Here is a 23,003-nt window from a genome sequence, read left to right as displayed (position 1 = left end):
AATGCACGCACCCGGATATTGCGAGTAGGGTACCTATTATTTGATGTGAGTGTTATTAGTACGGTATTGGCGCTTTTGATTTTGTTCTATGTATACCAGTATGGGGGGATTGTACTTAACCGGCATGAGGATAGGCTGCAATTGCCAGAATCAAGCCTCATCACAGCTTCAGATGGAACAGTTATACGAATGACTCCGCTACCGAGCTCGGGTTATAGGCTTACAGCAGAGCTTGAGGAGATGCCGGCTTTATTAATAGATACCTTTTTAACAGTAGAAGACCGCCGTTTTTATAGCCATCAAGGAGTCGATTATAAAGGGATATCACGCGCTTTCTTAAAAAATATCTTGGACATGAGTTTATCAGAAGGTGGCAGTAGTATTACTCAACAGCTTGCTCGCAATCTTTATTTGAACAGAGATAAGAATATGCTGCGTAAGTTAAATGAAACCTCTATTGCTTTTGCCTTGGAGCAGCAACTGACGAAACGTGAGATTTTGCAGCTGTACCTCAATCAGATTTATATGGGGCGGGGACAATATGGAGTAAAAGCGGCAGCGAAGCGTTACTTCGGCGTGTCTGATCTGAAAAAATTGGAGATCTGGCAAATAGCCACTCTGGCGGGAATCCCTAAAGGCCCCTCTATTTATAACCCGGTAGACAATAGTGCATTATCCAAAACGAGAAGAAATCTAGTGCTAAAGATGATGTTCAATCAGCGACTAATCACGTATGAGCAAATGCAGGAAGCTATGAGTAAACAATATCAGCCTCCAGCTGCGGTCGAAAATGGGGTTGCCGGAGTGTACTATGTGGATGCCGCCCTTAAGGAAGCGGCTCAGATCACAGGGAAATCCGTAGAGGAGCTTCGTACAGGCGGCTACACTATAGTTACAGGTTTGAACATCAAAGCACAGCAGGCACTTGAGCAGGCCGTTCTCAAAGAGGCTTCATTTCCACCTGACGGAAAAGATCAGCAGGTAGAAGCAGCTATGACCATAATGGATCATCGTACAGGAGAAGTAGTGGCATTGATTGGTGGGCGAGATCAAAACGAGGGCAATTTGAACAGAGCTATTATTGATGCACGTCAGCCGGGTTCCAGCTTTAAGCCGATCATTGATTATGGACCTGCACTCGAGAGCGGGAAATTCAACCCGAATAGTATGCTGTCCGACCGTAAAGTTGCTTATGGCAGCTACAAGCCTGAGAACTTGAACGGTATATACCAAGGTCAGGTCACAATGAACACAGCTTTGCAAAAATCCATCAATGCACCAGCCGTATGGGTATTGAAGCAGGTTGGAATCTCTTCTGCGCGGCAATTTGCCGCCAAATTAGGAATTGTACTGACGGAGGAGGACAATCATTTATCAATAGCTTTGGGGGGGCTTCATAATGGGGTTTCTCCACTAAAAATGGCCCAGGCCTACAGTGTCTTTGCTAGTGGAGGAGAATTTAATGCGGCTCATATGGTGCGCTCCATAACGGATTCAAAAGGGAAGGTCTTGTATACTCATCCCTCTGAATCACGTCAGGTAATCTCGCCGCGTACCGCAGAAGCGATGACGGCTATGTTACGCAATGTTGTTAATGAAGGAACAGGGAAAAAAGCGCAGATGAACAGACCAGTAGCGGGAAAGACCGGTACGACCCAATTGGACTTGGCTGGCGTGAGCAAGAAAGCTAATCGGGATCTTTGGTTTGTAGGCTATACTTCGGAGTGGACAGCTGCGGTATGGATGGGTTTTGATCGTACGAATCAGGATAATTACATGACTGAAGGCAGCGGGAAGGCTGCCGCTCTATTTTCTACAGTAATGAGTAAAGCCTTAAGTGATCATTGAGAAGTTATTGCGCCGCCCATTCTTCTAATTTCTCATCTCTAGGAAGCAGCAAGGCAAGAAACCCAAGCAGCGGGAGGAAGCCGCAAGCGATGAAAACTTTAGCAATCCCGATACTATCAATGAGGTTGCCGAGGACTAATGAGCCGATCCCGCCGAGTCCAAAAGCAAGTCCCGTGATCAGACCTGAAACTGTGCCAATGTTGCCCGGGTATAGCATTTGAGCATAAATGACGGTAACAGAGAAGCTGGACAGAAGGATGAAACCGCCAATCAGCAGCAATACAGCCGCCCACAATGGACCTACAAAGGGTAGAGCAAGTGCAAAGGGAACGGTTCCTACCATTGATAGTAAGATGAGATTACGCCGTCCAAAACGGTCAGCCAGCGGACCTCCAAAAAATGTACCCACTGCGCCAGCAGCCAAATACATAAAAATATAGATTTGGGCTTTATCCAGCGTCATTTGATATTTGTCCATTAGATAGAAGGCGTAGTAACTGCCGATAGAAGCGCCATACCAAGACCTAACAAAGACTAGGAATACAAGAATAATCGTTGCTGTTCGTATGCTTTTTCGGCGGGCGGGGTCGATTGCCCGTGCTGTTGATTTTTTATGAAAGGTATAACCGGCATCTAGCATTTCTCTATACCAGCGAGCTACATAGGTCTGAACAGCGATTCCGGCAGCCGCGACGATCGTGAAGCCTAGTGCACCAATCTGGCCAAAGGGGATGAATACCCATTTCGTAAGCATTGGACCCAGGGACTGACCAGCATTGCCGCCCACTTGAAAAATAGATTGCGACAATCCCTTTCGCTGACCTGCGGCCATATGAGCAACACGCATACCCTCTGGGTGGAAGGTGGCTGAACCGAATCCGATCAGGATAACCGAGAATAAGACCAGAAAATAGCTATTGGCATAAGCCAATAGAAGTACACCTAAAAATGTGCTGCACATACCCAGTGGTAATAATATAGGACGGGGTTTACGGTCTGCAGCATATCCAATGACGGGTTGGATTACGGATGACGTCATATTTAAAGCGAATGAGATCCATCCAATCTGGGCGAAAGAGAGCAGTAGATTATCTTTGAGAATAGGGAAGATTGCTGGAATGACTGCCTGTATAGAATCATTAAATAAATGAACAAAACTGACAGCTAACAAAATTTTATAAATCGTTGCCTGCTGCAGATTACGCTGCTCCTTGTCCTTGCTGTCTACCGTGGACGCAGCGTCTGTAGGTTTGGTTTTCATTTTGACTCCTCTCTGTACTGATAGTTAGAAGGTAAGATTGGCGAATACGATAAATTCTATTTAGCCACAAATAATGGATGAATGGTATCAATTTGTGTTGTATTGAAGTTATTTATACGAATGATTTTTTTATTTCAAAAAAAGCTTGCAAACTCAATGACAGCATGGTATATTATCTCTTGTGCTTACGACGCATCGCACATACGAAACACAAGCGATGAAGAAATAAGTTGACAAGATAGAAACAAACATGATATACTATAATTCCTGTGCAAGAGACATTGAATGTCGAAATGCTAGGAGCAAGTTCTTTGAAAACTGAACAAATGGAACACGTTAATTTTTAAAAGGATTCAATTAATGAATCGTCAGTTTCAAAATGAGCATATCGCTCTTTTCAATACTAATTGGAGAGTTTGATCCTGGCTCAGGACGAACGCTGGCGGCGTGCCTAATACATGCAAGTCGAGCGGAGTCATTTTGAAAGCTTGCTTTCAAAATGACTTAGCGGCGGACGGGTGAGTAACACGTAGGCAACCTGCCCTTCAGACTGGGATAACTACCGGAAACGGTAGCTAATACCGGATAATTTCTTTTTTCTCCTGAGAGAAGAATGAAAGACGGAGCAATCTGTCACTGAGGGATGGGCCTGCGGCGCATTAGCTAGTTGGTGGGGTAACGGCCCACCAAGGCGACGATGCGTAGCCGACCTGAGAGGGTGAACGGCCACACTGGGACTGAGACACGGCCCAGACTCCTACGGGAGGCAGCAGTAGGGAATCTTCCGCAATGGGCGAAAGCCTGACGGAGCAACGCCGCGTGAGTGATGAAGGTTTTCGGATCGTAAAGCTCTGTTGCCAGGGAAGAACGTCCGGTAGAGTAACTGCTACCGGAGTGACGGTACCTGAGAAGAAAGCCCCGGCTAACTACGTGCCAGCAGCCGCGGTAATACGTAGGGGGCAAGCGTTGTCCGGAATTATTGGGCGTAAAGCGCGCGCAGGCGGCTATTTAAGTCTGGTGTTTAAACCTTGGGCTCAACCTGAGGTCGCACTGGAAACTGGGTGGCTTGAGTACAGAAGAGGAAAGTGGAATTCCACGTGTAGCGGTGAAATGCGTAGATATGTGGAGGAACACCAGTGGCGAAGGCGACTTTCTGGGCTGTAACTGACGCTGAGGCGCGAAAGCGTGGGGAGCAAACAGGATTAGATACCCTGGTAGTCCACGCCGTAAACGATGAGTGCTAGGTGTTAGGGGTTTCGATACCCTTGGTGCCGAAGTTAACACAGTAAGCACTCCGCCTGGGGAGTACGGTCGCAAGACTGAAACTCAAAGGAATTGACGGGGACCCGCACAAGCAGTGGAGTATGTGGTTTAATTCGAAGCAACGCGAAGAACCTTACCAGGTCTTGACATCCCTCTGAATCTGCTAGAGATAGCAGCGGCCTTCGGGACAGAGGAGACAGGTGGTGCATGGTTGTCGTCAGCTCGTGTCGTGAGATGTTGGGTTAAGTCCCGCAACGAGCGCAACCCTTAACTTTAGTTGCCAGCAGGTTAAGCTGGGCACTCTAGAGTGACTGCCGGTGACAAACCGGAGGAAGGTGGGGATGACGTCAAATCATCATGCCCCTTATGACCTGGGCTACACACGTACTACAATGGCCGGTACAACGGGAAGCGAAGCCGCGAGGTGGAGCCAATCCCATCAAAGCCGGTCTCAGTTCGGATTGCAGGCTGCAACTCGCCTGCATGAAGTCGGAATTGCTAGTAATCGCGGATCAGCATGCCGCGGTGAATACGTTCCCGGGTCTTGTACACACCGCCCGTCACACCACGAGAGTTTACAACACCCGAAGTCGGTGGGGTAACCCGCAAGGGAGCCAGCCGCCGAAGGTGGGGTAGATGATTGGGGTGAAGTCGTAACAAGGTAGCCGTATCGGAAGGTGCGGCTGGATCACCTCCTTTCTATGGAGAATCGTTCTCTACAATGAGGACATTCAAATCGGAAGTTTAACTTCCACAACCAATTAACGTGTATCCATTTGTTCGGTTTTGATGGAATTTGCGGGGCCATAGCTCAGCTGGGAGAGCGCCTGCCTTGCAAGCAGGAGGTCAGCGGTTCGATCCCGCTTGGCTCCACCAACAAACTTCATCTATTTGTTATGTCTATACACTTGATCCTTGAAAACTGGATACCGAAACGAATTTGCGTTTTAGAACATCTTTTAGCAACTTGTGCAAACAAGTAAATGTTATTAGTGAGATGATTCCAAAGAGAATGTCATCGTATGATATTTTCCTGCGGAAGAATCAAGGTTAAGCTAATAAGAGCACACGGAGGATGCCTAGGCGCCAGGAGCCGACGAAGGACGTGGCGAACAACGAAACTGCCTCGGGGAGCTGTAAGCAAGCTTTGATCCGGGGGTGTCCGAATGGGGAAACCCAGCTGTGGTAATTCGCAGTTACTCATACCTGAATACATAGGGTGTGTAGAGGCAGACCAGGGGAACTGAAACATCTAAGTACCCTGAGGAAGAGAAAACAATAGTGATTCCGTCAGTAGCGGCGAGCGAACGCGGAACAGCCTAAACCTAAGAGCTTGCTCTTAGGGGTTGTGGGACGTCTCACATGGAGTTACAAAGGAATATGGTAGGTGAAGAGGTCTGGAAAGGCCCGCGATAGAGGTAAAAGCCCTGTAACCTAAACTGTATTCTCTCCGAGACGGATCCCGAGTAGTGCGGGGCACGTGAAACCCCGTATGAATCCAGCAGGACCATCTGCTAAGGCTAAATACTACCTGGCGACCGATAGTGAAACAGTACCGTGAGGGAAAGGTGAAAAGCACCCCGGAAGGGGAGTGAAATAGAACCTGAAACCGTGTGCTTACAAAAAGTCAGAGCCCTATTAATGGGTGATGGCGTGCCTTTTGTAGAATGAACCGGCGAGTTACGTTTAACATGCAAGGTTAAGCCGAGAAGGTGGAGCCGCAGCGAAAGCGAGTCTGAATAGGGCGATTGAGTATGTGGACGTAGACCCGAAACCGTGTGATCTACCCCTGTCCAGGGTGAAGGTGCGGTAACACGCACTGGAGGCCCGAACCCACGTACGTTGAAAAGTGCGGGGATGAGGTGGGGGTAGCGGAGAAATTCCAATCGAACTCGGAGATAGCTGGTTCTCCCCGAAATAGCTTTAGGGCTAGCCTCGGTATAAGAGTAGTGGAGGTAGAGCACTGATTGGGTGCGGGGTCCGCAAGGATTACCAAGCTCAGTCAAACTCCGAATGCCATATACTTATTGCCGGGAGTCAGACAGTGAGTGCTAAGATCCATTGTCAAAAGGGAAACAGCCCAGACCATCAGCTAAGGTCCCCAAGTGTGTGTTAAGTGGGAAAGGATGTGGAGTTGCACAGACAACCAGGATGTTGGCTTAGAAGCAGCCACCATTGAAAGAGTGCGTAATAGCTCACTGGTCGAGTGACTCTGCGCCGAAAATGTAACGGGGCTAAACACACCACCGAAGCTATGGCTAGATGCTTTGCATCTGGGGTAGGGGAGCGTTGTGTAGGGGTTGAAGGTGTACTGAAAAGAGCGCTGGACACTACACAAGTGAGAATGCCGGTATGAGTAACGAAAAGATCAGTGAGAATCTGATCCGCCGAAAGCCCAAGGTTTCCTGAGGAAGGCTCGTCCGCTCAGGGTAAGTCGGGACCTAAGGCGAGGCCGAAAGGCGTAGTCGAAGGACAACAGTTTGAAATTACTGTACCACCGTAATCCGCTATGAGCGATGGGGTGACGCAGGAGGGTAGTGACGCGGACTGATGGATGTCCGTCTAAGCAGTGAGGCTGATGTGTAGGCAAATCCGCACATCGTTAAGGCTGGGCTGTGATGGGGAGCGAAAATTGTAGTAGCGAAGGTCATGATCTCACACTGCCAAGAAAAGCCTCTAGCCAGGAGAAGGTGCCCGTACCGCAAACCGACACAGGTAGGCGAGAAGAGAATTCTAAGGCGCGCGGAAGAACTCTCGTTAAGGAACTCGGCAAAATGACCCCGTAACTTCGGGAGAAGGGGTGCCCCGGTAGTGTGAATAGCACGAGGGGGCCGCAGTGAAAAGGCCCAAGCGACTGTTTAGCAAAAACACAGGTCTGTGCGAAGCCGCAAGGCGAAGTATACGGGCTGACGCCTGCCCGGTGCTGGAAGGTTAAGGGGAGTGGTTAGGGGTAACCCGAAGCTATGAACCGAAGCCCCAGTAAACGGCGGCCGTAACTATAACGGTCCTAAGGTAGCGAAATTCCTTGTCAGGTAAATTCTGACCCGCACGAATGGCGTAACGACTTGGGCGCTGTCTCAACGAGAGATCCGGTGAAATTTTAATACCTGTGAAGATGCAGGTTACCCGCGACAAGACGGAAAGACCCCATGGAGCTTTACTGCAGCTTGATATTGAATTTGGGTACGATCTGTACAGGATAGGTGGGAGCCGTAGAAATCGGAGCGCAAGCTTCGGTGGAGGCGCCGTTGGGATACCACCCTGATCGTATCTAGGTTCTAACCTAGTGCCCTTACCGGGTACGGGGACCGTGTCAGGCGGGCAGTTTGACTGGGGCGGTCGCCTCCTAAAGAGTAACGGAGGCGTTCCAAGGTTCCCTCAGAATGGTTGGAAATCATTCGCAGAGTGCAAAGGCATAAGGGAGCTTGACTGCGAGACCTACAAGTCGAGCAGGGACGAAAGTCGGACTTAGTGATCCGGTGGTACCGCATGGAAGGGCCATCGCTCAACGGATAAAAGCTACCCTGGGGATAACAGGCTTATCTCCCCCAAGAGTCCACATCGACGGGGAGGTTTGGCACCTCGATGTCGGCTCATCGCATCCTGGGGCTGAAGTAGGTCCCAAGGGTTGGGCTGTTCGCCCATTAAAGCGGTACGCGAGCTGGGTTCAGAACGTCGTGAGACAGTTCGGTCCCTATCTGTCGTGGGCGCAGGAAATTTGAGAGGAGCTGTCCTTAGTACGAGAGGACCGGGATGGACGTACCGCTGGTGCACCAGTTGTTCCGCCAGGAGCATGGCTGGGTAGCTACGTACGGACGGGATAAGCGCTGAAAGCATCTAAGCGTGAAGCCCCCCTCAAGATGAGATTTCCCAATTAGTAAGACCCCTTGAAGACGACGAGGTAGATAGGTTGGAGGTGGAAGTGCAGCAATGCATGGAGCTGACCAATACTAATCGGTCGAGGGCTTATCCTATATGTAGAATGCAGATTCGTTTCGGATTCAGTTTTCAGGCATCAAGCCTGTAACACGCTTAGAAATTCATTCTCACTTCTGGTGAAGAACCGAATTTCACGCGGCAGCGTCTGTTTCACAGATGCATGTTTGGTGGCGATAGCGGAGGGGTTCCACGCGTACCCATCCCGAACACGACCGTTAAGCCCTCCAGCGCCGATGGTACTTGGACCGAAGGGTCCTGGGAGAGTAGGACGTTGCCAAGCACAAATAGACCACTGTTGATAACTCGACAGTGGCTTTTTTGCGTCTATTATAGATTGTGGAAAACTTGTGGATAATTCATTGGAATTTGCAGAAAACTTACGCACATGTGGATAGATGATTAAAAGGCAAAAAATCACCAAATGGTGTGGATTAAGTACATATTTATGTAGATCTGTCAACAGAAAACCTAAGTAATACACGGGTTGCTGTGGATATAGTCATATTTATGTGGATAGAGGGATTAATAAGTGGATAATTATTTTAACTTGAATAGAACAAGATTACAAGACTATTTTTAAAACTGCCTAAGGCTGTGGATAACTAAAAAAAGTTCGAAAAATATCCTTATAATTCGCACACAATAAACTCTCTTGTTATACTAACCATAAAAGTAAATTCATAAATGATGAGGTGAGTTTTGTGGATATCAGACAGTTGCACTCAGAAGAGTTTGATCTAAGCATGGATTTATCTGAATATGCTTTTCAATACAAGCTGCCCAGTGAGAAAAGGGCGAATGCTAAGGAAAGATTTAAAGCAGAACGCGTATGGGGTGCTTTTGAAGAAGGTACTTTGGAAGCTAAACTTACTCTTCTTCCGTTCGAAGTGTACATACAAGGTAGATTAGTACCTATGGGAGGGCTCGCAGGGGTAGCGACATGGCCAGAGAATCGCAGACAGGGGCATGTGGCAAAGCTCCTGGCGCATACGCTGCAAACGATGAATGAGGCGGGGCAGACATTATCTTTTCTGCATCCGTTCCTGATCCCCTTTTATCGCAAATTTGGTTGGGAAGTTTATTGTGAATATAAGAAATACTCCATTCCTGTTGCCAGGTTCCCCAAGAAGGTTGAAGTTGAGGGCAAGGTAAGACGTGGTGTTATAGATATCGAAGTATTGGACAACTTATACAATCGTTTTGCAGTTAGATATAACGGAACACTTAAGCGTGATTTGGACTGGTGGGAGAGCTCTGTTCTGGATGATGAAGGTCAGACTGCGGTATTTTATTCACAGCTTGGGGAACCTGAAGGATACGTACTATATAAGATAGAAAATAGAGAGCTGGTCATTGATGAATTTGTGTTTTTGAACGAACAGGCCCGGCAGGGGCTGTGGACATTTCTTGCGAATCACGATTCGATGGTGACCGGTGCATCGCTAAAACTGGTGCCATCCGATGATATGTTACCCTTTTTGCTGCCTGATCCGCGTATAGAGCAGGAGAATTATCCTTATTTTATGGCGCGTATTGTTAATGCTAAAGCATTCGTGGAGAGTTATTCTTTTAAGCGTCACAACAGTCAGAAGAAACAGGTTATCTATATTGAAGATAAATATGCCCCATGGAATGACGGGTTGTGGGAATGGACTGTCTCCGAAAAGGGAGCAGCAGCTTTCTTGCGTATAGAGGGTGAACGGGATGCAGCTGACTTAAGCTGTGATATTGGTACGCTGACGATTCTAATGTTTGGATATAAACGCCCGGCAGAGCTGGCTCGTTATAGACGTGTGACTGGTAATCCGAGGGCTCTGGAATGGCTCGAAGAAATCATACCGCAAGCTGAAACTGCACTTTTTGATCATTTTTAGAAAATAATTAGGCTCTCCCCTTCGAAAGATGCTGGGAGAGTTCTTTATTTCCGAATACATTCGCTGAAAAAAGTGAAAAATAAGAGAATCCACTTGGAATTAGCACAGAATATGTTATAATATTAAAAAGTCAAAGAAAGTCAAAGTCAACGCACCTGATGACATACAGTGCGATCCTCTGAATTTGTGAAGTTTTCTTCAGACTTATATGAATGAAGTTCACTAATGAATGTCATTAAGGATGCGGGCGCAAGCGATATTATGAAGCTTTAAAGAGCACTGGAGGATGAGTGATGCGCAATATCTCTGATATTATTGAACAATATCTGAAGAATATTTTGCATGAAAGTCCCGAAGGTACGGTGGAAATCCAGCGAAATGACCTGGCGGACCAGTTCTCATGCGTACCGTCACAGATCAATTATGTTATTAGTACACGCTTTACACTGGAAAAAGGCTATGTGGTGGAAAGTAAGCGTGGTGGCGGGGGATATATTCGTATTCAACGTTTTGAATTGCCGCCCAACGTGGCACTGCATGCCCATTTAAACCATACTATAGGTGGCGGGATAGATCAAAACGCTGCCGAAGGGTTGATTTATCAACTGGAGGAAGCTGGTTTTCTAAGCAAGCGTGAGGCGTGTCTTATGCGCGCTGCTGTTTCTCGGGATTGCCTAACGGTTAAGATTCCATATCGGGATGAGATTCGGGCCAAGATTATGAAGGCGATGTTAATCTCTTTGTTAGGCAAATAATTGTCAATCATAAGGGAGGGGCTTTCGCTTATGCAATGTCAGGAATGTGGCGTCAAGCCAGCAACACTCCATTTCACCAAGATCGTGAATGGAGAGAAGACAGAATTTCATATCTGCGAGAGCTGTGCGCGGGAGAAGGGTGAACTGATCCCGGGAACTGCTGGAGGATTCTCCATTCACAGCTTGCTGTCCGGTCTGCTTGATCTTGAAGGGGCCGGTAAGGAAAAGACGGCTGCTACGAAGACTACGCAGAGTCTGCAATGTGAGAATTGTGGAATGACGTACTCGCAGTTTAGCAAATTGGGTCGTTTTGGCTGCAGCTCCTGTTATAAATATTTTAACAGTGCACTGGACCCGCTCTTTAAACGGGTGCATGGCAGCACTTCGCATGTAGGCAAGATTCCTAAACGTGCTGGAGCACAAATTGTGTTCAAGCGGCAAATTGATGAATTGAAGCTGGAATTACAGCAAAGTATCGCACAGGAGGAATTCGAAACTGCGGCAGAGCTGCGGGATCAAATTCGCCAACTTGAAAAAGAAATGGCACAAGAGTAAAGTCTTTGATATATAGGGGGGATATGACATGTCAAGTCTCCGATTTACTGAACAAGCGCTTAGTGATTGGATGCGCTCGGGAGGCAGTCACTCCGAGATTGTAATTAGCAGCCGTATGCGTATTGCACGTAATTTAGAGCATCTTCCATTCCCTATGCTTGCTTCCTTAGAGCAATCGGAAGAAGTATTAGAGCTGCTGGCCCCTGTGTTTCATGGGGAAACTGCTGCCGTATTCGGATCTTTTCAACTGATAAAGCTTGCTGAAGTGAATGAACTGGATAAAAAGGTATTGGTCGAGAAACATCTCATCAGTCCTAATCTGGCTAATGATTCACGTGGCGCAGCTGTGATATTAAATGAAGATGAGTCGGTCAGCATCATGATTAACGAAGAAGACCATCTGCGGATCCAATGTCTGTTCCCGGGTCTTCAGGTAAGAGAAGCATGGGAACGTGCGACAGCCATCGATGATATCTTCGAATCGGCTGTGAATTACGCTTTTGATGATAAAAGAGGATACTTGACCAGTTGTCCCACCAATGTGGGTACAGGGCTGCGTGCCTCAGTAATGCTGCATTTGCCAGCACTAGTAATGACCCAACAGATCAATCGCATATTGTCAGCAGTGAACCAAGTGGGATTGACTGTAAGAGGAATTTATGGTGAGGGCAGCGAAGCAGTAGGGAACATCTTTCAAATTTCCAATCAGATTACTCTCGGTCAAACAGAAAGTGAAATCATCGAGAACCTTCACAGTGTAGTCACCCAGATTATAGAGCATGAACGAAATGCCCGTGAAAGGCTGCTTGTAGATTCCGCTTTAAGAATTACAGACCGAGTGAAAAGATCTTATGGGATTTTGTGTTACGCTGCTCTAATGGAGCTTAAAGAATCCGCACAACGGCTGTCTGATGTGAGACTTGGGGTTGACCTTGGTATACTGGAAGGCCCTTCGATTTCCGTGCTTAATGAGCTTAACGTTAAGACACAGCCAGGATTTCTGCAAAAAATGTTCGGTGACGAGATGAACGCCACTGAACGGGATATGTATCGGGCGAAACTGCTCCGAGAAACACTGGGAACACAACATTAATATAGATATTTATTATTCATGGAGGTGCAGGAGATATGATGTTTGGAAGATTTACGGAACGCGCACAAAAAGTGCTAGCGCTAGCGCAGGAAGAAGCTGTTCGTTTAGGACACAACAATATTGGCACAGAACATATTTTGCTAGGACTTATTCGTGAAGGAGACGGCATTGCTGCTAAAGCATTAATCGCTTTGGGTCTGGGTCTTGAGAAAATCCAGGACGAAGTGGAGACACTGATTGGCAGAGGCCAAGAACAACCTACGAACATTGCTTATACTCCTCGCGCCAAAAAAGTAATCGAGTTGTCGATGGACGAAGCCCGCAAGCTGGGACATACGTATGTCGGCACTGAGCATATTCTGCTAGGACTTATTCGTGAAGGAGAAGGTGTCGCGGCTCGTGTGCTTAATAACCTAGGCATCAGCTTGAACAAAGCTCGTCAGCAAGTGCTTCAGCTTCTGGGAAGCAGCGAGGCTGCATCCAGTCATAGCGGAACACCTGCTAATGTCAGCACACCGACTCTAGACGGTCTAGCACGCGATTTGACGGCTTATGCCAAGGATGGCAACCTGGATCCAGTTATCGGTCGCAGCAAGGAAATTGAACGTGTTATTCAGGTGCTGAGCCGCCGGACGAAGAACAACCCGGTGTTGATAGGTGAACCTGGGGTTGGTAAAACAGCTATTGCTGAAGGCTTGGCCCAAAAGATCATTAATAATGAAATTCCAGAAACACTGCGCGACAAACGCGTAATGACGCTCGATATGGGCTCGGTAGTGGCTGGTACTAAATATCGCGGTGAGTTTGAAGACCGCCTCAAGAAAATCATGGATGAGATTCGCCAAGCGGGGAATATCGTACTCTTTATCGATGAGCTTCATACGCTGATCGGTGCTGGTGGCGCAGAAGGTGCTATTGATGCTTCCAACATTCTTAAGCCGGCTTTAGCCCGCGGAGAACTTCAGTGCATCGGTGCGACTACGCTGGATGAATATCGTAAATATATTGAAAAAGATGCAGCTTTGGAGCGCCGTTTCCAACCCATTACGGTGGATCAGCCATCTCCAGAAGAAGCGGTACAAATTTTATTTGGACTTCGCGATCGTTATGAAGCACATCACCGTGTGAAAATTACGGATGAAGCTATCGTGGAAGCTGTAAAGCTGTCTGATCGTTACATTCCGGATCGTTTCCTGCCGGATAAAGCCATTGACCTTATCGATGAAGCAGGGTCTAAAGTAAGGCTTCACTCTTACACTATCCCGCCAAATCTGAAGGAACTAGAAATGCGCTTGGATGATATCCGCAAGGAGAAGGATTCTGCTGTTCAGAGCCAAGAGTTTGAGAAAGCGGCTGCCCTGCGTGATACGGAGCAAAAAATCCGTGAAGAGCTTGATACGACTAAGAACCAGTGGAAAGAAAAACAAGGACGTACCGATTCTGAAGTTACACCTGAAGATATCGCACAGGTTGTTGCAAGCTGGACGGGAATCCCTGTAAGCAAGCTGAAGGAAGAAGAGACCGACCGTCTGCTTAACATGGAAGCTCTGCTGCATGAACGAGTGATTGGTCAGGACGAAGCTGTTAAGGCTGTCAGCCGGGCATTGCGCCGGGCGCGTGCGGGTCTTAAAGATCCAAAACGTCCAATGGGCTCCTTTATCTTCCTCGGTCCTACGGGTGTAGGTAAAACTGAGTTGGCACGTGCGCTTGCTGAAGCCATGTTCGGCGATGAGAATGCGGTCATCCGTATTGATATGTCGGAATACATGGAGAAGCACTCCACGTCCCGTTTAGTTGGTGCCCCTCCTGGATATGTCGGCTATGAAGAAGGCGGCCAATTAACAGAGAAGGTACGTCGTAAACCATACTCGGTAGTACTGCTTGATGAAATTGAAAAAGCACATCCGGAAGTATTCAACATTTTGCTGCAAGTGCTTGAAGATGGTCGCCTTACCGACTCCAAAGGCCGGGTAGTTGACTTCCGCAATACACTTATCATTCTGACCTCTAACGTAGGCGCACAGGCAATCAAGAAGAATTCAACGCTTGGATTCACGGCTGTGCAGGATGCAGGAGCAGAATACGGCAATATGAAGGGCAAGGTTATGGAAGAGCTCAAAAAGAGCTTCCGTCCAGAGTTCTTGAACCGGATCGACGAAATCATCGTCTTCCACTCACTCGATGAGAAACATATCGCTGAGATCGTTACGTTGATGTCTGATGAGCTGCGTAAGCGCCTGCGTGAATATGATGTTGATTTCGTACTCACGGATGCAGCGAAGGCCTTCTTGGCTAAAGAAGGTTATGACCCAGCCTTCGGTGCACGTCCATTGCGTCGGGCAATTCAGAAGCATATTGAAGACCGTCTTTCTGAGGAATTGTTGAGAGGAAATATCCAAAAGGGTGATTCCCTCAATATTGATGAGGTCGGCGGAGAACTTGTGGTGACTAAAGTGGACGCTCCAGTAGCGCCAGCGCTTGAAAAAGAAGTAGAATCCGAATAAAATAAACAAGGCTTTCGCTCCTTATTTATAGAGGAGCGGAAGCTTTTTTTATTGGAAATAGATCAATTTAAAATATACATTTAATGCAAATACCGAATGACCTTTCGTTAAAGGGGTAGAAATGGTAAACTTTCATTAGAAGAAAATGATCCGAATTGTAAACAGTTCGGACCGTAAGGAGAACAAATGGCTAAAGCAAAAACAAAATTTTTTTGCACCGACTGTGGATACGAATCGCCAAAATGGTTCGGGAAATGCCCAGGGTGCCAGGCTTGGAACTCCATGGTGGAGGAAACGGAAAGCGTAGTCAAAACACAGGGAATGAATGCCCCTATTTTTCATAGTAAAGAAAAGGCACAGTCGATCATAAGTATAGAAAGTGACAAGGAACCGCGCATACTGACAGGTATAGGTGAGCTTAACCGTGTTCTCGGTGGGGGGATCGTACCAGGATCGCTGGTACTAGTAGGGGGAGACCCAGGAATCGGTAAATCTACGCTCTTATTACAGACCTCGCACGCCCTTACAACACAGGGATTGCGAGTATTGTATATCTCGGGCGAAGAATCGGTAAGGCAAACTAAGCTGCGCGCGGATCGCCTCGATGCGTTGTCAACGGAGCTTTATGTACTATGTGAGACAAATATGGAAAGCATAGAAGAAGCGATCGAACAAATCCAGCCACAATTTCTTGTCATCGATTCTATTCAGACCGTATTTATGCCAGAAGTAACGAGTGCGCCAGGCAGCGTGACCCAGGTTCGGGAGTGTACGACAAGATTTATGCGTATCGCTAAGATTCGTGGAATTGCAACAGTTCTCGTTGGTCATGTTACCAAGGAAGGGGCTATTGCTGGACCACGGATGCTTGAACATATGGTGGACTGCGTGCTGTATTTTGAGGGTGAGCGGCATCATACGTATAGACTTTTGCGGGCTGTAAAAAACCGCTTTGGCTCTACGAATGAAATCGGCATTTTCGAAATGGGTGAAGCGGGGCTTACCGAAGTAGAGAATCCATCGGAGCTCTTTTTATCGGAACGTCCGCTTGGCGTGGCTGGTTCTACTGTGGTGGCAAGTATGGAGGGAACTAGACCTGTGCTTGTAGAACTTCAGGCACTTGTTGCTGCCACCCACTTCCCTTCCCCACGGCGAATGTGCACAGGCATGGATCACCAGCGGATGGCACTTATTATCGCTGTACTCGAGAAACGGATGGGCATGTTCCTGCAAAATCAGGATGCATACCTGAATGTTGCCGGGGGAGTAAAGCTGGATGAACCGGCGATTGATCTAGCTGTAGCTATTAGTATCGCCTCCAGTTTTCGTGATATTTCAACAAAACCTTACGACGTTTTCTTCGGAGAAGTAGGACTTACCGGTGAGGTAAGAGGCGTTTCGCGCGCGGAAATGCGCGTTAAGGAGGCCGCAAAGCTTGGCTTCCGGCGGGTGATTATGCCTGAAAAGAGCATGAAGGGATGGAAGCACCCGCAAGATATCCAGATTATTGGCGTCAGTACCGTAGCAGATGCACTATCGGTCGCGTTAGATTAGGGGGCACAGGGATATGAAAGAATATAACCAATTAGAGAATATGAATGATCTGCTCAGACTGGCGGCACCGGGTACACCTTTTCGGGAAGGTTTGGAGAATGTGCTGCGCGCTAAGACAGGGGCACTTATTGTCGTAGGGTACAGTCCTGAGGTGATGGACGTAGTGGATGGCGGATTCTCCATTAACTGCGATTTTTCGCCCAATTATTTATATGAGCTAGCTAAAATGGACGGAGCTATTATTCTAAGTGAGGATTTAAAGCGTATATTGTATGCTAATACACAACTTATACCGGATTCCTCTATCTCATCCATCGAGACGGGGATCCGTCACCGCACCGCGGAGCGGGTAGCGAAGCAAACGGGTAAGCTGGTGGTTTCCATTTCACAACGCCGCAATATCATCACGCTTTATCAAGGCTCGATACGTTATGCACTCAAAGAGATCGGGGCTATTTTGGCAAAGGCTAACCAAGCGATTCAGACACTCGAGAAGTATAAAGCAGTGCTCACGCAAGGACTGACGAATTTGTCAGCTTCAGAATATGAGGGCATTGTTACCGTTGCTGAAGTAGTGGGCGTTATCCAGCGTGTAGAGATGGTTTTGCGCATAAAAATGGAGATCAAACGCTATATCAACGAATTGGGCAACGAAGGACGCCTGATCAGCATGCAGATGGAAGAACTGGTTGGAAATACAGAGGAAGAAGCATGGCTTCTATACAGAGACTATGCTAAGGAAGAGCAGGAAGATAAAATCCGTGAAATTATCGCCGGTCTCAAACGGATAAGCGATGATGATCTGATGGATGATAACCATATTGCCCGTATACTGGGTTATTCCTCTACGGCAATTACCTCTGAAGAAGTGGTGACTCCACGTGGTTATCGCCTGCTTAACAAAATTCCGCGGCTTCCGAATGTGATCATTCACAATCTGGTGGAGCGGTTTGAAATGCTGCCTAATTTGATGTCCGCAAGCATAGCTGAATTGGATGAAGTGGACGGAATTGGGGAGGTGCGGGCCCGTAATATTCAGGATGGGCTCAAACGTTTACAGAAGCAAGTTCTTATTGACAGGCAAATGTAAATAACATACAATCACGTAATATTGGGGACGTTAAAGGCCAAAGTTAGAAAATTGAGGTGAAGAAATGATACAAAAATCAATTCCGAGTCTTTTTACGATAGGTAATTTGATGCTCGGAATGTTTGGTATCATGATGGCGTTTGACGGTAAGATTAGCATGGCCGCTATCATGGTTATTATTGCTATGCTGTTAGACGGCTTAGATGGTCGAGTAGCTCGCGCTCTAAAATGCGAAAGCGAATTTGGCAAGGAGTTGGACTCCTTATCTGATGTCGTTTCTTTCGGAGTCGCACCGGCCGTTATTTTGTACGTCTCAAGCCTGCAGGATTTGAACTCTGCATTAGGCTGGACAGTAACTGCGATTTTTCCGGTGTTTGGTGCTTTGCGCTTAGCCCGTTTTAATGTTCGTCCGGGGGTTCCGGGTTATTTTATCGGTTTGCCAATTCCTGCTGCAGGTGGTGTACTGGCCACATTAGCTCTTTTTAATAAAGATGTTTCGGCTCCGTTTATGATCGTTGCTACACTGCTCTTATCCTATTTGATGGTCAGCACTGTTAAATATCCTAATTTCAAAAAGATTGGATTGCCGAAAAAAGCGGTGGTTGGAGCGCCAGTGGTTATTGTTGTTGCAGTGGCTGTAGCTGTTGTGTTCCCAGAGCAAATCGCTAAGCTGATCTTTGTCTTACTTGGAATTTATGCATTATACGGTTTTAAGCAAAATATTGATCGGTTGACAGCCAGACGCCGTCATCGTCGTCGTAGCCGTTCAGAGGATAAAGTGTATCATTCCAAGAACGGTTAATCGGTCCATAAGGTAAGGTAGCTGAATAAATTATGACCAAAGGTTTTGTCTTCCCTAGGGGATGGCAAGGCCTTTTTGCATTTCCAGCACTAATCCAAGTTTATCGTCTTGAAAATTGGAACATACTGGTGAGGAATAGATCCATTTAGGATGAATAAAAAGGAGGTGCGTTAGGTTATGTGGAAAAAAGTGATTTTGTCTTTTGCCTTAATATGTGGTGCTTGGTCAGGTTTTTCGCTATACCATGCGCTCGAAAGAGGATTCCCCAAGGGGATGGAAAAGCTGGGTGAAAGCTTACCTGTAGAAGGAAGCATTTTATTTACGGTGCTGGGTGCCATTATTTTTTTGTTTGCGGGGTCTTTATGCGCGGAATGGGGAGGTTCAAAACTGCGGGAGGCGGTTCACTACTGTTCGCGTATTCCAATGAATGAATTAGCTGCAAGTGCAGCTGGGCTTACAGGGGGGCTTCTGTTATCTCTCCTGTTATACCCTGCAATGATCTGGCTTGGGAAAGCTGGGCAGCTGCTGCAAGTGCCAGCTACGTTAGCTTTTGGATATCTGGGGCTGCGGATCGGTTTGGAGAAAAAAGAGGAGCTTGCTGCGCTGTGGACATCTGGACGCTGGGGCCAAGCGGCTGAGCCGGAAGGCCGCGGGCTTGAGGAACATAAAATCCTCGACACAAGTGTTATTATCGATGGAAGAATCGCTGACATTTGTAAGACGGGATTTATTGAGGGAACCATTGTCATACCTGAATTCGTGCTTGAAGAGCTCCAGCATATTGCTGATTCTTCGGATTTGTTGAAGCGGAACCGGGGACGGCGTGGGCTTGATATACTCAATAAAATTCAAAAAGAGCTTGATGTGAAGGTATTGATCTATGAGGGGGATTTTGAAGAAATCTCTGAGGTTGACAGTAAGTTAGTGAAGTTAGCGAAGGTACTGCAAGGTAAAGTAGTCACTAATGATTTCAACTTAAATAAGGTTTGCGAATTGCAGGGTGTTTCCGTTCTGAATATTAACGATCTGGCGAATGCTGTGAAGCCTGTAGTGCTGCCTGGTGAGGAAATCGTAGTTCAGGTCATTAAGGATGGCAAAGAACATGGGCAAGGGGTAGCCTACTTAGACGATGGAACGATGATTGTTGTAGAAGGCGGACGTGAATATATCGGGACTACGATGGAGGTTCTGGTCACTAGCGTGCTGCAAACTTCGGCTGGCCGAATGATATTTGCTAAGCCAAAACTTTTGGAAAAAGCGCAATAAGTGAAGATAAAGTGTATGGGGACTGTCCTATGGGTTGGAAATGCCCGCCAAACACGTTATGATGGGATTATACGTGAAAGACAGGAGCCAGATTAATGTCAAACAGTGTGGGCGTCGTCATTGTGGCGGCAGGCAGAGGAACGCGAATGGGAACTGCGGAGAGCAAGCAATATTTGTTACTGCAGGGGAAGCCGATTATCGTTCATACGCTGGAGGTATTCCAGCAGCACGAATTGATCTCTGAAATCGTGCTCGTAACCGGTGAAGAGGATATTAAACGCTGCCGGGAATGGATACAGCTCTATAAGCTGGACAAGGTTAAGGCTATAGTAACTGGTGGATCTGAGCGTCAGCATTCCGTACATAAAGGGTTGTTGAAACTTACGACACAGTGGGTAATGGTACATGATGGTGTTCGTCCGTTTGTACAGCCAAATGAAATTGAGGCTTGCTACGAACGAGCGAAGCAGATGGGTGCTTCGGTTCTTGCTGTACCCGTCAAGGATACGATCAAACAGGTGGATAATGAAGGACAAGTACTGTCTACGCCGGATCGGCGAAGTCTGTGGGCGATTCAAACCCCGCAGACTTTTCGTCTTTCTGATTTGCTGGAGGCTTATGCAGCGGCAGAGCGGGATGGCTTTCTGGGCACCGATGACTCCAGCTTGGCGGAGCGTGCGGGGATTCCGGTTTCTGTGGTAGAGGGAAGCTACAGAAATATTAAGATTACGACACCTGATGATTTGGATTATGCAGAATTCACAGAAAGAAACAGGGGAGAGGGACAATCATGATCGCTGTAGGACAAGGATTTGATGTGCATCAGCTGGTAGAGGGCAGGCCTTGTATTATTGGGGGAGTTACGATTCCTTACGAAAAAGGATTGCTTGGGCATTCCGATGCAGATGTGCTGCTGCATGCAGTTAGTGACGCGATTCTAGGCGCACTTGGACTAGGTGATATTGGCAGACATTTTCCAGATACGGATCCAGCTTTTAAGGACGCAGATAGCTTGAAGTTATTAGAAGAGGTATGGGCACTTGCTCGTGAGCGAGGATATAAGCTGGGAAATATCGATTCAACGATTATCGCCCAAAAGCCTAAGATGGCTCCGTACATTCCACAAATGACCGAGATTATCGCACGTGCGCTTAATGCCGACCCGTCCAAGGTGAATGTTAAAGCTACTACAACTGAGCAGCTTGGTTTTGCCGGACGCGGCGAAGGAATTGCCGCACAATCTATTGTCTGTCTACTCCAAGATGTGATATCATCTTGAGATGGTCTAAGTAGTAAATTAAGTTCAACCATATGAAGCGGAGGGAATACAATGACGGATGAAGTCCGGGTGCGTTACGCACCGAGCCCTACGGGACATTTACATATAGGTAACGCCAGAACGGCGCTGTTTAACTATCTGTTCGCCCGTAATAAAGGCGGTAAATTCATTATCAGAATTGAAGATACAGACGTAAAGCGCAATGTTGCTGGTGGTGAAGAGAGCCAGCTTAAGTATTTGAAATGGCTGGGTATGGATTGGGATGAGAGCGTTGATGTGGGCGGAGAGTACGGACCTTATCGTCAGACAGAACGTCTTGACTTATATCGTGTACATTGGCAGGATTTGCTGGACAGAGGTTTGGCTTACCGCTGCTATTGCACAGAGGAAGAGCTGGAAGCGGAACGTGAAGAACAGACTGCCCGCGGAGAAACGCCTCGTTATTCTGGCAAACACCGTGATCTGACTGAAGAGCAACGTTTAGCTTTTGAAGCTGAGGGACGAGTGGCTAGCATTCGCTTCCGTGTGCCAGAAGATCGTACGTATGCGTTTGATGATCTCGTAAAAGGCAGTATTTCTTTTGACACAAAAGAAATGGGTGACTTTGTTATTGTGAAGAAGGACGGAATTCCGACCTATAACTTCGCGGTAGCTGTTGACGATCATCTGATGGCTATTACCCACGTATTGCGTGGAGAAGACCATATTTCCAACACACCCCGCCAGCTTATGATCTATGAAGCGCTTGGCTGGGAGCCACCTTTATTTGGTCACATGACGCTTATTGTTGGCGACAACCACAAGAAGCTCAGCAAACGGGATGAATCCGTTATTCAGTTTATCGAGCAATATGATGAATTGGGTTACTTGCCTGAGGCTCTGGTTAACTTCATTTCTCTGCTTGGCTGGTCTCCAGAGGGAGAAGAAGAGATCTTCAGTAAAGAAGAACTTATTTCTATTTTTGATGCGGACCGTTTGTCCAAAAGCCCGGCTGTGTTCGATAAAAACAAGCTGGCGCATCTGAATAATCATTATATTAAACATGCTGATCCTAAACGGATCTCTGCACTAGCTATTCCACATTTGCAAAAAGCGGGTAAAATACCTGCTGAGCTGAATGAAGAGCAACAAGCATGGGCGGAAAGCCTTGTCGCGTTGTATCAAGAGCAGATGACTGCAGCTTCTGACATCGTGGCGCTATCGGAACTGTTCTTCCGCAGTCACCTAGAGTTAGAGACGGAAGCAGCGCAGGTTCTGGCTGAAAGCCAAGTTCCTGAGGTATTGTCTGCTTTTCTGGCTAAGGTTGAAGCCTGTCAGGATTTCAGTGCAAGCAACATGGCTGTTCTGATTAAGGAAGTACAGAAAGAAACAGGTCATAAGGGCAAAGCACTCTTTATGCCAATTCGTGTGGCTCTGACCGGACAAACGCACGGACGTGATCTTAATATAACCATTGCTTTGCTCGGCAAAAACCGGGTCATAGAACGTTTGAAATCACAAATTAAGGGCGCTTAAGGTCGTATTTCATACGACTAAACCCCCTTGTCAGTATCTTGTCTTTTGCGCTAAGATAGAATTATATGATAATAGCTGTGATCAGGAGAAGTACGTCCATTGAAGACAATTGCCAGAGAGAATAACCGAGAAAGGGACACCCTTTCGGGCTGGGAGTTATTCATTTGTCCGGGGCAGAACATGCGCCTGTGAGCTGCACGGTTGAATGACCTTTTTAAGGCTCATTAGATCGCGCCGGGAACGTCGCCGTTAATGATGCCAAGTGGAACGAAGAAATTCTGCCGTTTGTTACAATAGCGGCTCATTTGATTCGTTCAAGCAGAGTGGAACCGCGGTTAAACGTCTCTGCAGCATTATGCTGCAGGGGCGTTTTTTGTCTAAATATAAGCAAAAATAATTTTCATA

Annotated in this window: 14 protein-coding genes, 1 tRNA gene and 3 rRNA genes; 17 read left to right on the top strand and 1 reads right to left on the bottom strand. The window is 47.2% G+C overall.

The genetic code is table 11. The annotated features are described in order from the left end of the window. The first annotated feature begins 45 nt into the window (after positions 1–45). The gene (locus tag NST40_RS28510) at positions 46–1,848 is read left to right on the top strand and encodes a PBP1A family penicillin-binding protein (RefSeq protein ID WP_342410232.1); all 1,803 of its coding nucleotides are present in this window, start codon (positions 46–48) and stop codon (positions 1,846–1,848) included. A gap of 4 nt (positions 1,849–1,852) precedes the next feature. Here NST40_RS28510 and NST40_RS28505 read toward each other — a convergent pair whose 3' ends face one another. Further along, the gene (locus NST40_RS28505; protein WP_036678676.1) at positions 1,853–3,109 is read right to left on the bottom strand and encodes an MFS transporter; all 1,257 of its coding nucleotides are present in this window, start codon (positions 3,107–3,109) and stop codon (positions 1,853–1,855) included. Positions 3,110–3,513: 404 nt separating this feature from the next. Between NST40_RS28505 and NST40_RS28500 the strand changes: the two genes are divergently transcribed. The 16 genes from NST40_RS28500 to gltX all read left to right on the top strand — a co-directional run bounded on the left by NST40_RS28500 (position 3,514) and on the right by gltX (position 22,598). Further along, a 16S ribosomal RNA gene (locus NST40_RS28500) occupies positions 3,514–5,071 on the top strand. 101 nt (positions 5,072–5,172) lie between these two features. Further along, positions 5,173–5,248: transfer RNA gene (locus tag NST40_RS28495), tRNA-Ala, on the top strand. A gap of 172 nt (positions 5,249–5,420) precedes the next feature. Continuing rightward, a 23S ribosomal RNA gene (locus tag NST40_RS28490) occupies positions 5,421–8,346 on the top strand. 128 nt (positions 8,347–8,474) lie between these two features. Beyond that, positions 8,475–8,591 (top strand): 5S ribosomal RNA (rrf, locus tag NST40_RS28485). The 16S, 23S and 5S rRNA genes sit together here with 1 tRNA gene alongside, the layout of an rRNA operon. 421 nt (positions 8,592–9,012) lie before the next feature. Next, positions 9,013–10,185: a GNAT family N-acetyltransferase gene (locus tag NST40_RS28480; protein WP_342410231.1), complete on the top strand. Its 1,173-nt coding sequence runs from the start codon at positions 9,013–9,015 to the stop codon at positions 10,183–10,185. Between the two features lie 293 nt (positions 10,186–10,478). Next, entirely contained in the window at positions 10,479–10,940 is a 462-nt protein-coding gene (locus NST40_RS28475; RefSeq protein WP_036680465.1) for a CtsR family transcriptional regulator, read from the top strand. A gap of 30 nt (positions 10,941–10,970) precedes the next feature. Beyond that, a complete protein-coding gene (locus NST40_RS28470; protein WP_036680467.1) occupies positions 10,971–11,495 on the top strand; it encodes a UvrB/UvrC motif-containing protein in 525 nt (174 codons plus the stop codon). A gap of 28 nt (positions 11,496–11,523) precedes the next feature. Then, complete coding sequence (locus NST40_RS28465; RefSeq protein WP_076218760.1) at positions 11,524–12,588, top strand: protein arginine kinase; 1,065 nt, start codon at positions 11,524–11,526, stop codon at positions 12,586–12,588. 35 nt (positions 12,589–12,623) lie between these two features. Further along, positions 12,624–15,092 (top strand): ATP-dependent protease ATP-binding subunit ClpC, encoded by a 2,469-nt coding sequence (gene clpC / locus NST40_RS28460; protein WP_036680471.1) that lies wholly within the window; start codon positions 12,624–12,626, stop codon positions 15,090–15,092. A gap of 186 nt (positions 15,093–15,278) precedes the next feature. Continuing rightward, complete coding sequence (radA, locus tag NST40_RS28455) at positions 15,279–16,646, top strand: DNA repair protein RadA (RefSeq protein ID WP_036680472.1); 1,368 nt, start codon at positions 15,279–15,281, stop codon at positions 16,644–16,646. A 13-nt stretch (positions 16,647–16,659) separates the two neighbouring features. Next, positions 16,660–17,736 carry a DNA integrity scanning diadenylate cyclase DisA gene (gene disA, locus NST40_RS28450; protein WP_036680475.1) on the top strand — a complete coding sequence of 359 codons (1,077 nt, stop codon included), beginning with the start codon at positions 16,660–16,662 and terminating at the stop codon, positions 17,734–17,736. Positions 17,737–17,800: 64 nt separating this feature from the next. Next, a complete protein-coding gene (pssA, locus tag NST40_RS28445; protein ID WP_036680477.1) occupies positions 17,801–18,538 on the top strand; it encodes a CDP-diacylglycerol--serine O-phosphatidyltransferase in 738 nt (245 codons plus the stop codon). A gap of 177 nt (positions 18,539–18,715) precedes the next feature. Beyond that, positions 18,716–19,804, top strand: coding sequence for a PIN/TRAM domain-containing protein (locus tag NST40_RS28440; protein ID WP_036680481.1), 1,089 nt, complete (start codon positions 18,716–18,718; stop codon positions 19,802–19,804). A gap of 95 nt (positions 19,805–19,899) precedes the next feature. After that, positions 19,900–20,598, top strand: coding sequence for a 2-C-methyl-D-erythritol 4-phosphate cytidylyltransferase (ispD, locus tag NST40_RS28435; protein WP_076218759.1), 699 nt, complete (start codon positions 19,900–19,902; stop codon positions 20,596–20,598). Further along, positions 20,595–21,083, top strand: coding sequence for a 2-C-methyl-D-erythritol 2,4-cyclodiphosphate synthase (gene ispF, locus NST40_RS28430; protein WP_036680486.1), 489 nt, complete (start codon positions 20,595–20,597; stop codon positions 21,081–21,083). Before ispD ends, ispF begins: the two co-directional genes overlap by 4 nt. A gap of 51 nt (positions 21,084–21,134) precedes the next feature. After that, the gene (gene gltX / locus NST40_RS28425) at positions 21,135–22,598 is read left to right on the top strand and encodes a glutamate--tRNA ligase (protein ID WP_036680487.1); all 1,464 of its coding nucleotides are present in this window, start codon (positions 21,135–21,137) and stop codon (positions 22,596–22,598) included. The last annotated feature ends 405 nt before the right edge of the window (positions 22,599–23,003 follow it).

Origin of the sequence: Paenibacillus sp. FSL R10-2778, from assembly GCF_038593035.1 — a bacterium.
GTDB lineage: Bacteria > Bacillota > Bacilli > Paenibacillales > Paenibacillaceae > Paenibacillus_AQ > Paenibacillus_AQ odorifer.
Note: the sequence above shows the minus strand (reverse complement) of the source record. Positions and strands in the feature narration are given on the sequence as shown.